This window comes from Microbulbifer maximicatervae (SeqCode), from assembly GCF_056231245.1.
Window position 1 is genome coordinate 3,393,427 of the sequence record NZ_CP174334.1, and the last position, 14,268, is coordinate 3,407,694.

General features: G+C 44.2%; 19 protein-coding genes. 5 read left to right on the plus strand and 14 right to left on the minus strand.

Features of this window, described 5'->3' with window-relative positions; all coding sequences use genetic code 11:
• Window positions 1-169 precede the first annotated feature (169 nt).
• The 3 genes from ACJJIS_RS14805 to ACJJIS_RS14815 all read left to right on the plus strand — a co-directional run bounded on the left by ACJJIS_RS14805 (window position 170) and on the right by ACJJIS_RS14815 (window position 3,125).
• On the plus strand, window positions 170-1,042 hold the full coding sequence (locus ACJJIS_RS14805) for a LysR family transcriptional regulator (protein WP_282931865.1): 873 nt from the start codon (window positions 170-172) through the stop codon (window positions 1,040-1,042).
• A gap of 162 nt (window positions 1,043-1,204) precedes the next feature.
• A complete protein-coding gene (locus ACJJIS_RS14810) occupies window positions 1,205-1,942 on the plus strand; it encodes a TIGR04219 family outer membrane beta-barrel protein (RefSeq protein WP_282931864.1) in 738 nt (245 codons plus the stop codon).
• Between the two features lie 130 nt (window positions 1,943-2,072).
• On the plus strand, window positions 2,073-3,125 hold the full coding sequence (locus ACJJIS_RS14815) for an NAD(P)H-dependent flavin oxidoreductase (protein WP_282931863.1): 1,053 nt from the start codon (window positions 2,073-2,075) through the stop codon (window positions 3,123-3,125).
• Between the two features lie 39 nt (window positions 3,126-3,164).
• Here ACJJIS_RS14815 and ACJJIS_RS14820 read toward each other — a convergent pair whose 3' ends face one another.
• Together ACJJIS_RS14820 and pcaB are read right to left on the minus strand one after the other, a co-directional pair.
• Window positions 3,165-3,905, minus strand: coding sequence for a carbon-nitrogen hydrolase family protein (locus tag ACJJIS_RS14820; protein WP_475708422.1), 741 nt, complete (start codon window positions 3,903-3,905; stop codon window positions 3,165-3,167).
• A 323-nt stretch (window positions 3,906-4,228) separates the two neighbouring features.
• Window positions 4,229-5,578: a 3-carboxy-cis,cis-muconate cycloisomerase gene (pcaB, locus tag ACJJIS_RS14825; protein WP_475708423.1), complete on the minus strand. Its 1,350-nt coding sequence runs from the start codon at window positions 5,576-5,578 to the stop codon at window positions 4,229-4,231.
• A 672-nt stretch (window positions 5,579-6,250) separates the two neighbouring features.
• Between pcaB and ACJJIS_RS14830 the strand changes: the two genes are divergently transcribed.
• The gene (locus ACJJIS_RS14830; RefSeq protein WP_475708424.1) at window positions 6,251-7,021 is read left to right on the plus strand and encodes a class I SAM-dependent DNA methyltransferase; all 771 of its coding nucleotides are present in this window, start codon (window positions 6,251-6,253) and stop codon (window positions 7,019-7,021) included.
• Entirely contained in the window at window positions 7,014-7,949 is a 936-nt protein-coding gene (locus ACJJIS_RS14835; RefSeq protein WP_475708425.1) for a TauD/TfdA family dioxygenase, read from the plus strand. Before ACJJIS_RS14830 ends, ACJJIS_RS14835 begins: the two co-directional genes overlap by 8 nt.
• 388 nt (window positions 7,950-8,337) lie before the next feature.
• Here the strand turns inward: ACJJIS_RS14835 and ACJJIS_RS14840 are convergent, their stop codons facing one another.
• The 12 genes from ACJJIS_RS14840 to ACJJIS_RS14895 form a co-directional block, all read right to left on the minus strand.
• A complete protein-coding gene (locus ACJJIS_RS14840; protein WP_444916524.1) occupies window positions 8,338-8,685 on the minus strand; it encodes a hypothetical protein in 348 nt (115 codons plus the stop codon).
• Window positions 8,686-8,826: 141 nt separating this feature from the next.
• Window positions 8,827-9,141 carry a hypothetical protein gene (locus ACJJIS_RS14845; protein ID WP_475708426.1) on the minus strand — a complete coding sequence of 105 codons (315 nt, stop codon included), beginning with the start codon at window positions 9,139-9,141 and terminating at the stop codon, window positions 8,827-8,829.
• Window positions 9,142-9,255: 114 nt separating this feature from the next.
• Window positions 9,256-9,750 carry a DoxX family protein gene (locus tag ACJJIS_RS14850; protein ID WP_475708427.1) on the minus strand — a complete coding sequence of 165 codons (495 nt, stop codon included), beginning with the start codon at window positions 9,748-9,750 and terminating at the stop codon, window positions 9,256-9,258.
• A 604-nt stretch (window positions 9,751-10,354) separates the two neighbouring features.
• A complete protein-coding gene (locus tag ACJJIS_RS14855) occupies window positions 10,355-10,771 on the minus strand; it encodes a hypothetical protein (RefSeq protein WP_475708428.1) in 417 nt (138 codons plus the stop codon).
• A 139-nt stretch (window positions 10,772-10,910) separates the two neighbouring features.
• The gene (locus ACJJIS_RS14860; protein ID WP_475708429.1) at window positions 10,911-11,195 is read right to left on the minus strand and encodes a hypothetical protein; all 285 of its coding nucleotides are present in this window, start codon (window positions 11,193-11,195) and stop codon (window positions 10,911-10,913) included.
• Window positions 11,196-11,266: 71 nt separating this feature from the next.
• Window positions 11,267-11,782, minus strand: a complete 516-nt coding sequence (locus ACJJIS_RS14865) for a ClbS/DfsB family four-helix bundle protein (RefSeq protein WP_475710361.1) — start codon at window positions 11,780-11,782, stop codon at window positions 11,267-11,269.
• Between the two features lie 120 nt (window positions 11,783-11,902).
• On the minus strand, window positions 11,903-12,151 hold the full coding sequence (locus ACJJIS_RS14870; RefSeq protein WP_475708430.1) for a hypothetical protein: 249 nt from the start codon (window positions 12,149-12,151) through the stop codon (window positions 11,903-11,905).
• 68 nt (window positions 12,152-12,219) lie between these two features.
• Window positions 12,220-12,558 (minus strand): energy transducer TonB, encoded by a 339-nt coding sequence (locus tag ACJJIS_RS14875; RefSeq protein WP_475708431.1) that lies wholly within the window; start codon window positions 12,556-12,558, stop codon window positions 12,220-12,222.
• 169 nt (window positions 12,559-12,727) lie between these two features.
• Complete coding sequence (locus ACJJIS_RS14880; RefSeq protein ID WP_444905943.1) at window positions 12,728-13,072, minus strand: lipocalin-like domain-containing protein; 345 nt, start codon at window positions 13,070-13,072, stop codon at window positions 12,728-12,730.
• 61 nt (window positions 13,073-13,133) lie between these two features.
• Window positions 13,134-13,484, minus strand: coding sequence for a hypothetical protein (locus ACJJIS_RS14885; RefSeq protein WP_445360085.1), 351 nt, complete (start codon window positions 13,482-13,484; stop codon window positions 13,134-13,136).
• A 35-nt stretch (window positions 13,485-13,519) separates the two neighbouring features.
• A complete protein-coding gene (locus ACJJIS_RS14890; RefSeq protein ID WP_445360086.1) occupies window positions 13,520-13,654 on the minus strand; it encodes a hypothetical protein in 135 nt (44 codons plus the stop codon).
• A gap of 94 nt (window positions 13,655-13,748) precedes the next feature.
• Window positions 13,749-14,171 (minus strand): hypothetical protein, encoded by a 423-nt coding sequence (locus ACJJIS_RS14895; protein ID WP_445354757.1) that lies wholly within the window; start codon window positions 14,169-14,171, stop codon window positions 13,749-13,751.
• Between the last annotated feature and the right edge of the window lie 97 nt (window positions 14,172-14,268).

Below are 14,268 nucleotides of genomic sequence, written 5' to 3' on the forward strand. Positions count from 1 at the left end.
GAGTCTACCCAGCCCCACCAAATAACACCAATTTATATTTATTATCTAAAGTATTCCTAAATGGAATTCGAAAGCCAAACTGGGGTAATATCCATCTTCTGGCGTCTCTGCCATTTATCCAGCGGCTCAATTTGAGCCTTTATCGACAAACCGCTTCAGGGGAAACAGCTTGGAATTACAGTGGCTGCGGGCATTTCTGGCAATTGCCGAACAGGGTTCGGTATCTGAAGGCGCCGAGCTGCTGCACCTGACCCAGCCCGCGATGAGTAAGCGCCTGGCGGCCCTGGAGCAGCAACTGGGCTCCCCTCTATTCGATCGTATTGGGCGGCGATTGCAGCTCACCGATGCCGGTCGCGCCCTACTGCCCCGTGCCCGCCATATACTTAATGAAATCAGCGACACCGAGCGGGAGTTGCGCGCTTTGAGCAACTCGGTCAGCGGCAGCTTGCGTATCGCCACCAGCCATCACGTGGGTCTACATCATCTACCTCCAGTGCTGAAAGAGTTCAGTTTCCGCTACCCACAGGTTGCCTTGGACATCGATTTTGTCGACTCGGAACAAGCTTACGAAGCCCTGATGGCCGCCAAATATGAATTGGCCGTGGTCACCCTGGCACTTAAGGAGTATCCGCACCTGAATGCCGAAGTGATCTGGCCCGACCCCTGTGTTGTGGTGGCGGCCCCGGATCATCCCCTGGCAAAATTGCCGGAACTGGAACTCACCGACCTCGCCAACTATCCCGCCATACTGCCGGATATGAATACCTATACCGGGCGCCTGATCAAAAGAGAGTTTGATGCCCAGGGGTTAAAACTCACCGCGAAGCTGGCAACCAACTATCTGGAAACCATTAAGATGATGGCCTGTGTCGGTCTCGGCTGGAGTGTTCTGCCCCACACACTGGTGGACAGCAGCCTGGCAGTGCTGCCAGTCAAAAAGCTGCAAGTACTGCGAAACCTTGGCGTAATCAGTCACCGGGGCCGAACACTGAGCAATCCCGCCAGCGCGCTACAACAGATGTTGTTCGAAGCAGCTATTTAGTGAGGCAGGAAAAAAGCGACCAATTTACTAACAGGCAATACCCAAACGCACCATTTTTACCAGTGCAAAACGTTAAAGATTTGTAAAAATGTGCAACTTAGCCACGGCACGGGAAAAATTTATCTGTAAACTCCGCGACAAATTCATCACGGAGTGAAGTCAATGAAGAAATCCGCACTTGCCTTGAGTACCCTCCTCGCCTGCGGCACCGCAAGCGCAGATACTATTCTCGGCCTTGATGCTACCGCCGGCGCATGGCTGCCAGGCTATAGCGGTAATATCGGTACCGACGAATATAAGCTGGATAACCTGTCCCTCTCGGAAGATAACATTACCTTCCTGCAGGTTGCCCTGGAACACCCCATTCCCCTGGTGCCCAATGTGCTTTTGGCCCACAGCAATATCGATACCGACGGTGACGATACCCTGGCCACCTCCGTTACTTTTGATGATGAAACCTTCACTGCCAATTCAGAAATCCGCACAGATCTGAACCTCACCCATACCGACGCTACCCTTTACTACGAAATTTTGGACAACTGGGTAAACCTGGATGTCGGTTTGACCGCGCGTATGTATGACGGTGAATTTACCGCAGTGAGCGATACCCAGGCAGAGACTGTCGACCTCACTGGCTACCTGCCAATGGCCTACGGCATGGCGCGCTTTGATCTTCCATTTACCGGCTGGTCTGTAATTGCCCAAGGCAATGCAACAGCCTACCGTGGCGATACCCATACCGACCTGACAGCTAAAGTGCGCTGGGATTTTGTACCGGCTGTCGACTTTGCTATCGAAGCTGGTTACCGCGTAATGACTCTCGACCTGGAAGAGCTCGACGACTTGCAGAGCGATATTGAAATCAAAGGACCATACATCGGTTTCAACCTGCACCTGTAAGCAATCCACCTAGGATTGCTGTTCGCGCTCCCCAAAAACTTTTGCAGCAGTAACGCCTGCGAGGTATAGCTACCTCGCACAATCTGCACTAAGGTGGCCCAGAAGGGGAGCGCAACTCACAGGCAGGGCCATGAATCCATTACTCGAAAAACTCGGAATTTCCCATCCCATCTTTGCAGCACCCATGGCCGGGGTATCCACACCCGCTCTCGCCGCCGCTGTATCCAATGCAGGAGGACTCGGCTCACTTGGACTCGGCGCCTGCTCAGTGGAAAAAGCCGTAGATGAAATTCGTTGTACTCACGACCAGACCGAGCACCCCTTTAATGTAAACCTCTTTTGCCACCAGCCCCCGACAAAAGATCCCCAACGGGAGCAAGCCTGGCTTTCCCATCTCGCCCCACATTTTGCCGCCCTCGATGCACCGGTTCCCAAGCTGATCAATGAACCCTACTCAACATTTATCGGCAATAAGGCCATGCTGGAAGTTTTGCTCGAGCAAAAGCCACCGGTTGTCAGCTTCCACTTTGGCCTACCGTCAGAAGAGTTTATCGCCGCACTAAAAGGTGCAGGGATTATCTTGATGGCCACGGCAACCTCTCCTCAAGAAGCCAAACTGGCTGAGGATGCTGATATCGATGTTTTAATTGCCCAAGGTATTGAGGCTGGTGGGCATAGGGGGGTCTTCCACCCAGAGGGCGACCAGGAAATTGGAACTCTGGCGCTGGTGCGATTGCTGTGTTGCCACAGTAGCCTACCAATCGTTGCTGCGGGTGGCATTATGGATGGCGCTGGCATTCGCGCTGCACTATCTCTCGGGGCTAGTGCCGTGCAAATGGGAACCGCATTTGTCCTCTGTCCGGAATCTGCGGCCTCCGACAGCTACCGCAGCGCCTTGCAAAGTGAGCGCGCACAGCACACAGAGATCACCGCCAATATTTCCGGGCGCCCCGCTCGCGGTATCAGCAACCAATTCTATAAAGCACTAAGTAAGGGCGCTCCCCCTCTGCCGGATTACCCGATCGCTTACTCCGCGGGCAAAGCCCTGGCTCAAGCAGCTGCAAAAGCGGGCAATGACGAATATGCCGTTCAATGGGCCGGGCAAGGAGCCCCTCTCGCACGAGCCCTGCCCGCAGCCGGATTGGTGACAGCTTTAGTAGCAGAGCTGGAAGCGAGTCAATGAAGGGAGCTATTGGCAACTACCATTTATAGAGTTGCACAATTAAAGAGACACAATCTCCGAACACCACCCTTCATCATCACGCTCAACGCAAACTAGTTGGCTGGCTGTATCACTCGCACTGACAATCTCACCTTCGGGGCCCCAAGCTGTACTACAGCCGGCTGTGGAATAACCACCCGTCGGCTGATTAAAGTTCGCAATAGCCACCAATAAATTGTGCTCTAAAGCATAATTTGCCAACTGTTGACTATCCTCCGGGTATCCCATCGGAGTAATCAATACCCCTGCCACATAAACTGAAGCCCCCTGCTTTTCATAGGTGGCAACATGACCTGGGTTACACACATCTGCACAAATAGCCAGAGCTACGGTCTCACCTTCGATGTTCAGTGATAGATATTCAGATCCGGGAACGAACCATTTTTCTTCTCCTGGGTGCAAATGTATTTTCAAATAAACAGAAATCTCACCCTGAGGAGAAAATACGAGCGAACCGATCGCAATACCATTCTTCTGACGAATAGGCGCACCCACAACTAGCCAAACACCACTGTCAGCTGCCAAGTCAGCTAGAGGGCTTAACTGTGGATCGTCGATCTTAAGCGCTAATTGTTCAGCCAGATCCGGCTCATAACCAGTTAAAGAAAGTTCAGGAAACACCACAATAGAGGCCTTTTTCCTTACTGCGACTTTTACAGCATGGATATGTGACTCAATATTGCGTTCTATATTTCCTTTCACTGACGGCAACTGTGCCAATGCCAGTTTAAACCTGCCCATCATCCCCCCCCTTCAGATCACCACTTAAATACAACATGAATCGACTAAATTACTGTATATGTTACACCACAAGTAGTAAGCACCGATTCTTGATTATATTAATTTTTAAGTTACGCCCGCCTCTAGAATCCTTATCATTAAATAAATATCCTACATTTTCTTCAGGTATCTATTTAAAAATAAAATAGTAAACTGAAAAAATAAAAACCAGCCAAGATAAAGATTTAGACTCTAATCTTAGAGAGTTTGCATTAAGAGCAGCGGACACAAGAATCAATCCACAGCAGCTAGCAGTGACAATTGGGAAACAGCAGGTTACTGAGTCAGCGCTCTTTTCCAGCAAGTGTTGCATCAACCATCTCCCCGCATGATCCAAGATAGTTATGAGGGTCAAGAAGTTGATCTAACTCCGCATCAGAGAGAGCCCCCGACACCTGTTTATCTTCCTTTAACAAGTCAGAAAAATGACGCCCCGTCTCCATTGCCTGGCAGCAAATCTGGTAAACCAAATCGTGGGCATTCTCACGCCCCAGTTTCGGTCCCAGTCCCATCATTACAGCCTCAGAGAGCACTAAACCTCCAGTCATTTCCAAATTTCGCATCATTTTTTCTGGAAATACCTGAAGTCCTTCTAGCGCAAAACGTGCCTGGGATAATACCGATGCGGTAAGACAGAATATTTCCGGCAGAACAATCCACTCTATTTCCCACGGGCCCGTAGCCCGCTCATGGTCTTCAACCATCGCTTCCAGCAAAGAGGCAACCTGCTGTCTAACCACTGGGACAGTACCGCTGATAAGAACTGCTGATAGAGGGTTGTGTTTTTGGGGCATTGTACTAGACGCTCCCCGGCCAGATATAAGAGGCTCCGCCACCTCCCCGACTTCTGTCTGTGCCATTAGTTTTATATCGAGGGCTATTTTTCCCAAGGTGCCAGTAATCAGCCCCAATAGACAAGCCACTTCGGTAACGCGATCTCTCATCGTATGCCAGGCAATACAAGGGACTCCGAGATCGAGTTCCTGCATAATTCCTCTTTGAACTTCTAGCCCCTGATGCCCCAGGGAAGAAAGATTACCCGCCGCACCACCAAATTCCCCTACAAACGCCCGAGACTTTATCTCTTTTAAGCGCGCTTGATGGCGATGAATACCAGCCAACCAAACAGCCGCCTTGTAGCCGAACGTTATAGGTACCGCCTGTTGAAGATTACTGCGCCCAACCATAGGCGTATCCCTGAAACGCTTGGCCAGGCTCGCTAAAGCATCTGCTATCCCATTGACCTCCGTCTCAACAATTTCAAGCGCCGCCCTAATCTGTAAGACGGTTGCCGTATCCGTAATATCTTGAGTAGTAGCCCCCCAATGACACCACTGACCTAAATCTCTACTACACAGTGACACTAGCTGCTCTACAACACCCAGCACCGGATAACCAATCAGCTCCGTTTGCTCCTTGAGCTTTACAAAATCTATCTGCTTGGCGTCACAGTGTTGAGTAATGTCCTCTGCAGCCTCTGCAGGGATTATTTTTAACCGGGCCTGCACTTTGGCCAGCGCCGCTTCAACATCGAGATAGCGCTGAACACGCTGTTCATCCGAGAAAACCTCACGCATGGCTGAAGTACTAAAAATATCGCAAAAAACGACAGAATCAATCGCGGTTGCTCTCATATCAAATCACGCTTAACAAGATGCCTAGACGCCAACAGGATCAAAACCACAACAACATCAGATTAGCTAAGGAAGAGATATTCTAAAAAATTAACCTAAGAATCGAGGCGCCAAGAATATGGGGAACTAGAGGCGCCGCTAATCAAGCACAGCAATCCAACCTAAGAGAATTGAATACAACAAGCTAAAACATACTCCTGATTACATTACCCCCTATCTAAACAGCACCCTAAAGCGAATTTAATCCATTAAATTCAACCCCAAAAAATAAGTTTTATTTGACATATGTCAACTCTAAAAACAAAAGTACTGCTAACCTGAGCCGGCATGAAAAATATAAATAAAATGTGAATTATGAGTATTCCATCTCAAAGAAAAGACCTTGACGCTCCTCCTCCAGCTTTGCATACTCAACTAAGCAACAAAACCAAACAATAAAAAACTGCCAGCATGCCCACCCAAAATAAGCTGCAGAATACAAAAAACTACCAAATGGACTTCCTGGTAACGACTAATTTTATATATTTAAAATGCTAGCCTTATCAAAACAGCAATTAAACTTAAATAATTAAAGCCGCAAATACCTAAAATTTCACCAGCCATGTAGTAAACACCAATACACACACCACTGCATAGCATACTTTATCCCTAAAATTGAAGGAGCAGTTCGGGATGAACTTACCACTATCAACTGAAACCATCTATAACAAACAAGCTCACAGCTGGAACCGCTCTGAGAAAATCCTACTCAGTGATTACACCGCTCGCCCCAAAGTTTTGGAAGCAATCGGAGATATCTCCGGGAAAAACATATTGGATATGGGCTGCGGTGAAGGCTATGTATCCAGGATGCTACTTGATAAGGGAGCAGGTTCAATCTTTGGAGTTGACTCTTCTTCAGAGATGATTTCCCAGGCAAAGAAAACGGCTTCTGCTGGAAACTTGACGAAAGCAGAATATGCAGTTGGAAATGCGGTTACATTTACAGAATTCCCTAGAGATAAATTTGACCATGCTATCGCTGTATTTCTTTTCAACTATCTAACCATAGAAGAAATGACAAAAGTGATAAGCAAGGTCAAGAATCTACTAAATAAAGGGGGTACCTTTATTTTTACAGTGCCCCACCCTTGCCTGCCATTCATGAGGGAAGAAGTTCCTCCGTTCTACTTTCAACACGGCAACATGACTTATTTAGATGGTATAGATCAAACATTTGAAGGAAAAATATGGCGCAGAGATGGAAAACCAGTTTCAGTGCGATGCGTGCATAAAAATTTTTTACACTATTTTGAAGCTCTGGCACAGGCTGGTTTTAGATCCCTACCAACTGTTCAAGAACTTTCAGTGACTCAAGAGCACCTTGACCTAGATCCAGATTTTTTCTCACCACTAGCCGGCTATCCACTACACGTATTATTAAAGGTGCAAGTAAATGACTAACTTAGCCCCAAGTGAAGTAGTTCAAGCTCAAGCCTGGACTGCTAATGATATGACCGCAACTTCCAACTGGAAATTTCTGTGGCCTTCAAACTGGAAATCTGAGGTCGAGGCTTTGGAGAGCTGGGCCAAACAACAAAACAACCCGATTGAAAATCTGACCCAAGAATCAGTTGCCACACCTGAATTCGACCAACTTGCCAACCAGATACAGCATGAAATAGAGCATGGTAGTGGTGTGACATGGATACACGGCGAGGAATCATTAAGCAAGTCAACGCTTAACCTACTATTTCTAAAGCTTAGCCTGGCAATGGGCAATACTATAGATACTTATGGCCGGCTTTATGGGATTCTCGACACAGGAAAAGACTACACTAGCGAAGCTATTCCTGTGTCTCAGACAAATGCACCCACTGGCGTCCATACTGATAGCTCACAACGTACCGTACAACCAAAGATACTTGGATTATGCTGCCTTACTCCGGCAGTTGAGGGTGGAAAATCGAAAATCGTCTCTGCGGCTCAAGTTCATGAAAACTTGCGAAAAACTGCTCCACAAAAACTAGAGATCCTGTACAACAACTATATTAGAGATTTAGTTACTCCAGGCAGTGACAAAAACATAAAAAGCATACTTGAAAACTGTTTTCCTATTTTCGAATATTCAAACGAAAAGCTCAGTATTCGTTATATGCGGTACTGGATTGAGAAAGGCCATCAGCGCGTGAACCAGCCTTTATCAAAAGAAGTACTTAAGGCTCTGGATATACTAGATAAGGAATTAAACAGTGCGGAGAATACATTAAGCTTCTACATGAACTCTGGAGATATGGTCTTCGTTGACAACACCAAAGTCCTACATGATCGGGATGGATTTATTGATACCCCGGATCAGAAGCGGGTTTATACCAGGGTATGGATTGATTAGGCTCCATCTAATCAACCCATAAACCATATACTCTTTAGCAGAACACCATCACTTTGTGAGCTAATAATTTGTGAAATGCTGATTGGCAGCCTAAGAAAAACTGGAGAAGTACTTTAAACACTTCTCCAGCTTTAACGGCTGAAAGATTTCCCCGCAAAAATTTCAATTAACTTCCAATTAAACCTAACGATACCGGATACCTACTAAAGGCAGGCTAGTCTTTTTATTAACACCTCAAACACCGGACTTATGAAGCTGGAGGCTTTTGGTGGGCAAAACGAGGCCAGCTTTTCAAAGCTTCATGCTTTAACTTACATGGTTTCACTTGCCTGTTTTGACCCATGCATGCAGCAAAAAGATAGGTTGCATGACATGGGATTATAAGGCATCACAGACGCTGTATTTGAACGTGCTGAATTTTACCACCATATACAACCACATCTTCCAAACCGGAATACTCTACTTTCTCTCCAGCATGTGTTTCACCTGTAAAGTTAAAGTTGAAATGAACTATCCCGGGTTTGGTTTCTGTAACACTGCATACTTCCCACTCAAGCTTTGAAAACATACCATGATGAAGTCTCTGCATAGACATGATGTCACTCACACCTAAGAATAGATCTCCTTTTCCTGACCTGAATGTGGAGCTTTCACAAAATAGTTTTGTGATTTCATCAAAGTTACTTTCGTTTGAGAGTTTGAAATAATACTCTGCTACCTCCAAAGAACTCATCATCTTTTATTCCTCTCGATTACACATATCTGAGTTGTAGCATAGACCTACTCATAAGCGCAACGCTTTACTCAGGCCATCACCGGGATAACGCTGCTTTGGTCTACAGCACAAAGCGAGCAGAACATAGGATTCAGCAATTTGTTATGCTTTACTCCAAATAATTGAAAAAACAACCCACATGAATATAGGAGTATTGATTCCTAGTAATAAAACACCAAAATGTTGAAAACGTTTAAGCTTGGGCTTCCATCTGCTTTTGTAAATTTTACCAAACCGAAACGGTTCGTCTATTTCCTTACTTGAAATAAACATCGAAGTTATCATTATCAAAGCAGCGACAACCAATATGATTGATTTTATCAAACCACTCAGTTGAGTAAAAATCACAACCCACCAAGAAACCGGAACTACACACCCAACAAAAAAACCTACCGCAAATAATGCTCTATATTTCATCCGACCTTTTTAAAAATATAACAATTCAAACACATGTGTGCTTTAGCGCGTCTGTTTGATTTGATTTGATTTGATTTACTAAAGCTTGGGCAGACCTTACACACAACACTTCAATCAGCCGACTGAATTAGTGGTCGACAGCCTTAAATTGTTATGACCTTTCGCACACAGAAAATATGCCCACGCAATTAGTATGATTTGCAGTGGCGCACGTAATAACAAATAAACAGGCCCCCATTGATGCCCACCAAGACCAATACCGTTTAATGCCGCATAAATATTTGCAGGAAAGAAAATAACGAAAACTACAATAGCAAGCCATGCAGCATGGAGCTGATATCTTGGCACAAAAAGAGCAATACCTATCAATAGCTCAATCAATCCGGTGAGATAGATTATCGCTAGGCGAAAAGGAACCCAAGACGGTAACATTTCCACCATGCCCTCCGTTTTAACAAAGTGCCCAACGCAGAAGAATATGAAGGTTATTCCCAATCCCCAATAGGCGTACTTTTTAACATTCAGAGGCTTGCCGCTAAACTTTGAATAAATAAAAGAGATACCTAAGGGACTAGACAACAGTAAAAGAATAATTATTGGAGTTACCATAGTTTCCTCATAACGCTAAGTTCACCCACAGAGACACATTCGCGCTGGAGCCGGTGACAGCGCCTTGTGTGGTTGTTCTTACCCGATTCTGATATTGAAAGTACTTTTCGCTAACGGGTAAATTGGGAGCCATCTTCGGTGGCCACCGAAGACCTTGTTAGTCACAGTTGATTGCTGAACCAATTAGTTTATATAGACCATTAAAGAGTACGGACGTGACAGATATCCACTAGGCACAACTCAGATAGTTATGTGGATCTCAAGCCCGAATAGCAAGGTAGAGATAGCTTATCGCATGGAACCTCAACTGATCAATATCGGAATTGATACCGGCAATAAATAACTCGATATTCATGTGAGAGCTACAGGCCAATTCTTTAGTGTCACCAATAAAAATATCATTAAGTCATTAAGTCATTAAGGATGCCACTCAATCTCAAAGAATATTAGCAGAGTCTACAGAAAGACTCGAATTAGAGTTTGTCTGTACACGGAGAAAGCAGACTACCCCCCTAAATACGATCGTGAAAAATAACACCTACTGGGATGAAAGTATGGCTTAAAAAATTGACGAACAACCATTGTCACTTGCTATGAGAACCTCTCATTGCGACGTAATCCCAATGAGCGAACTGATTGAGAGTGATTGTTTACAGCTGGGGGATACTCCCTCTGAGCAGCAATACTGGATAGTTATCGCCATATCATAACCCGATGCGGGCATATGAAGTAAAACACTGGGTTGCTCACTGCCGACTTTATAATCCATAGAAGAGCTTGAAATTTCCTTTTTATCAATCAATAGGAAGGTTTGAACCCGTCCCGCTAAGCAACTTTCGAGTTTGTTAGCAAACTCAAGCTGATATAGAAAAGTATCAACACTTCCAGAATCTATTTTTTCCAACTTAATAGACAGCAAGTCTGCATTTGCTCGTGTTACTTCAGTATTTTTAGGTAGGCCATAGGCCATAGCTTCACCACAAAGCGCTAAAAATAAAAATTTTATAACATGCTTAAACATAGCTCGTTTAGCTCATAATGTCGGATTCAGGCGCGCCAGGAGCGAAGCGCCACTTGTGTATTAAGGGGAGCGCAGTAACCTTACACTCAAAAGTGCGTAGCTTTGGGTGTCGACTGGAACCCCTTGTTGTGTAGGAGGATTACCATATGATACTTGTAATTACTATTACTGCTACAATATACAAAACACCATTAATCGCAGTACGAATAGTTAACGGTGGGTCAGATTCTCTAGCGCTCAATTTCTTATATAGATAAATACTACTTAAGCTAACAAATACACATATCGTAGCAATTATATAATCTTGAACGCCAGGCACTGTCTTGTCTATAAGAATATATGCAAAAAAAAGCAAAATACCTGATATAGGAAGCCCTATAGCTGTATATGTACTAAGCAGTACGTTTTTTGTTTCACTGTTCATTCTTCACCTCGAACAAAACACTTAAATTAGGTACTTCTTAGGCGTCATCTGGGTTTACAGGTTGTATGAATTTACTTGATATTATTCTGCCTCTTAAACCTGCGCACCTTTGTGCGGATATTTTTCATTGGAGATGAGGTATTAAACTGGATCATCCTCCCAAGAGTGTAACTTTTATACCAACTGTGCCCATAAAGTTCATCATTGCTCAATGAGTCTACAAGCTTTAGTATTTTTTGTATTGTAAACTGGAATTCTGTCAGCAACTGTTTATAAGACCAATCCTTATAGGATGCATGAAAGTGCTGCGCTAGCTTCCCAAGCTCATTCCAGCTGTAACCTTTTTCTGGAAAATCTACTTCGAGATTATTTGCCCTAAGCTCATGCCATTTTAGGACAAGACTTCCCCAACCGATCAGGTATGAAATAGTATCAGAAACGCTTATTTCTGTATTTTTTATATTACCTTCGACACCAATCTCTCTCGAAAGCTCCTTGGGAACCCCCATATAATCAGCAAATAAATTTTCATAAGAATTTTCAATTGAGGAGATTAATTCTTCTTTATTTTTCGAAATTGAAGACATAGCTATCAATGGTTACTCGATTACAGAGTATTTACATAACATTCGCACTTGCAGCGGGTGAAGCGTGGCGTAAGCCATTCGACCGCGATAGCGGCAAATAATATGTGCTTGTTCAGTGATTTAACACCCACCATCACCATCGCCTCCATCTCCACCACCAAAATTTCCTGAATATCCACTGCCAAGGTAAGCGCCAGAGCTAGAGCCCTGAGTTATTCCAAACTTTACAATAAACCACAGCACACTGGAAATTAGGAAGCCAGTGAATACTAACGGGGCAAAAACTGAGTTAAGCAAATTTTCGGAAGTAAGATCGATCATATACCAAGATCCGACTAGGCCGAAAAAATTAATTATGAGTGATTTCATTTGCTCTCCTTGTACCACTTAACACCTTGCGGAGACCCATAGGGCCGTAGACTCGCTGCCTGTGATTGTTATTTCTGTATACACTTGCCGTCCAGATTGTAGCTTATTTTGAGCTTCACGCCATGAACTGGGACAGTCACACCTATTAATTCCCCAGGCACTAACTTGTATTTCATAAGAGCTTTTCTAGCCGCCTCATCAAATACGCCTTCAGGATAAGAATCTATGATTTTAACATTTTCAAAAAAACCACTAGGCATTACCGTCACTTCGAACTCGACCCACCCCTCTATGCAATTTTTAAGTGCCTCTAAAGGATAATTTGGCTTTACATAAATTATTGTTGCCGACGCAATTCCGGACATGAGAGAAATAGTGAGAGTAAATATTATTGGAATGCTCTTCATATTCTTATTCTTATTCTTATTCTTATTCTTATTCTTATTCTTATTCTTATTCTTATTCTCACAACGTTAAGATCAGCGGCGGCTTGCTTCGCGAACATTTAACATACATATTGGAGCGCAGCAACGGTATAAAAAACGCACAAAATAAAATGTCAGCTACATTGCCTTGTTAAGGCTTTTGCCTGCTAAACGTAAATTTATTGCCATTTTCTACCAGCCCTCTAAAGAAATCCTTATCAATCTCGGCAATATGAGCCTTTACTATATAAGAACCATCCAAGCGAAGAATGAGAGTGTTACCTATTAACTCCCAAGCTCCTTCAAAAGGTAAAACCAAACAGCCTAGTTTTGGATAGTTTGTACACTTAAAAGTGTTGTCATATCTAAACTCACACTCGTCCCAGCCTGACTCACCACCAAATATGCCCCCACTCCTATCCTCCCAGGTGCCTACTAGATCCTGAGCTAAGCAAGTATTGCTACTTAGTAATAATAGAGTGACGAGCTTATTCATGGAGAACCTTAACACCTTTAATATGTGCGGTCGCGCAGCAAACGTCACATGTCTAACTTTATTATGTGCATTTACCTACTGCCTTAATTGAAAAATGTACTGTTCCTGCATGACTTGTCTTTTTATATAGGCACAGCTCTGAGCCTATTTTTACTTGGCCAGGAGAGCTTACCCCCACATGAGCTAAGTTGCCGTTAGCTAATTTGACCAAGAGTTTAGGATCATTTCCAGTTTGGCTGCCACCATAAACCTGAGCATGCGCGACACCTGAAACAAGCTCAGTGCTTTTAGGAAAACCGACATACTGGAAGAGCACTCCAATTCCCAGCGTAACCAAGATTGCGAACAGAATGCCTTTGTGCTCGCAGTACCAGAGTTCAACTGTCGCAAATATGGCTCGTTTATCTCTCATAGTCTAGACAATGCTGCCATTGCTTGTTAGCTTTTTTACTGAAAGTCCCCACGAGCTTTTAAAATACCATTTTGCTTCAAAAGAAACAGCTCATCGATATAGTTGCCGTAAACTACTACAGCAGAACTTCCCTCTATTTTGTAGTAAGGCTCAGGGAACTCGATCTTCACTGGCTTGATCTTCATGTTCTTATTATATGAATGGGCATAGTCATAAGTGGTATATGGAAGCCATGCAGAGGCTGGAACGAACATCACCTACTTGTTAGCCTTTGCCACCAAGCTCGAATTTCTGATGCAACTCATAGATTTGCTCCGTAAGGATATTATTACAATTCTGAACCGAAATCCGAGCGCCTGACTTATCTCCGATAACCACATATCTTACCCCGACTTGAAAGTCGTATTTGCACGTACAGGCTGTATCAAGTTTTAGATAGATTTTTTCAATTCTATTTCCATTAAGATCTTCGACCTTATCAAATAGAACTTCAATAGACTCTATTCTTTCTTCATGCCCTTTTTCTTGCGATACGGTAGCCTTTCGATATTGAACCTCTCCACGAAAGGTAAAATTCGACTCTTCTATTCTTTCAGATAATGTTTTCTTCGTATACTCAATCCAGCAGCTTGCCAGCCCACTTGGCGGGCATATCAATAGAGCTAAGACTACTAAGAATTTATTCATGGCTTAGAGGCTAACGCCGCGCTCAGAGGCGGCTTACTTTGGGCGCTTTATGCGCGAAAATAGGAGCAAAGCAACTGCGCATAAAATGCACAAAGTA

What these genes read in the sequence shown, in the direction of transcription:
- ACJJIS_RS14810 (WP_282931864.1), top strand. Translation starts at nt 1,205, where the DNA reads ATGAAGAAATCCGCACTTGCCTTGAGTACCCTCCTCGCCTGCGGCACC.
- ACJJIS_RS14815 (WP_282931863.1), top strand. Translation starts at nt 2,073, where the DNA reads ATGAATCCATTACTCGAAAAACTCGGAATTTCCCATCCCATCTTTGCA.
- ACJJIS_RS14820 (WP_475708422.1), bottom strand. Translation starts at nt 3,905, where the DNA reads ATGGGCAGGTTTAAACTGGCATTGGCACAGTTGCCGTCAGTGAAAGGA.
- pcaB (WP_475708423.1), bottom strand. Translation starts at nt 5,578, where the DNA reads ATGAGAGCAACCGCGATTGATTCTGTCGTTTTTTGCGATATTTTTAGT.
- ACJJIS_RS14830 (WP_475708424.1), top strand. Translation starts at nt 6,251, where the DNA reads ATGAACTTACCACTATCAACTGAAACCATCTATAACAAACAAGCTCAC.
- ACJJIS_RS14835 (WP_475708425.1), top strand. Translation starts at nt 7,014, where the DNA reads ATGACTAACTTAGCCCCAAGTGAAGTAGTTCAAGCTCAAGCCTGGACT.
- ACJJIS_RS14840 (WP_444916524.1), bottom strand. Translation starts at nt 8,685, where the DNA reads ATGATGAGTTCTTTGGAGGTAGCAGAGTATTATTTCAAACTCTCAAAC.
- ACJJIS_RS14845 (WP_475708426.1), bottom strand. Translation starts at nt 9,141, where the DNA reads ATGAAATATAGAGCATTATTTGCGGTAGGTTTTTTTGTTGGGTGTGTA.
- ACJJIS_RS14850 (WP_475708427.1), bottom strand. Translation starts at nt 9,750, where the DNA reads ATGGTAACTCCAATAATTATTCTTTTACTGTTGTCTAGTCCCTTAGGT.
- ACJJIS_RS14855 (WP_475708428.1), bottom strand. Translation starts at nt 10,771, where the DNA reads ATGTTTAAGCATGTTATAAAATTTTTATTTTTAGCGCTTTGTGGTGAA.
- ACJJIS_RS14860 (WP_475708429.1), bottom strand. Translation starts at nt 11,195, where the DNA reads ATGAACAGTGAAACAAAAAACGTACTGCTTAGTACATATACAGCTATA.
- ACJJIS_RS14865 (WP_475710361.1), bottom strand. Translation starts at nt 11,782, where the DNA reads ATGTCTTCAATTTCGAAAAATAAAGAAGAATTAATCTCCTCAATTGAA.
- ACJJIS_RS14870 (WP_475708430.1), bottom strand. Translation starts at nt 12,151, where the DNA reads ATGAAATCACTCATAATTAATTTTTTCGGCCTAGTCGGATCTTGGTAT.
- ACJJIS_RS14875 (WP_475708431.1), bottom strand. Translation starts at nt 12,558, where the DNA reads ATGAAGAGCATTCCAATAATATTTACTCTCACTATTTCTCTCATGTCC.
- ACJJIS_RS14880 (WP_444905943.1), bottom strand. Translation starts at nt 13,072, where the DNA reads ATGAATAAGCTCGTCACTCTATTATTACTAAGTAGCAATACTTGCTTA.
- ACJJIS_RS14885 (WP_445360085.1), bottom strand. Translation starts at nt 13,484, where the DNA reads ATGAGAGATAAACGAGCCATATTTGCGACAGTTGAACTCTGGTACTGC.
- ACJJIS_RS14895 (WP_445354757.1), bottom strand. Translation starts at nt 14,171, where the DNA reads ATGAATAAATTCTTAGTAGTCTTAGCTCTATTGATATGCCCGCCAAGT.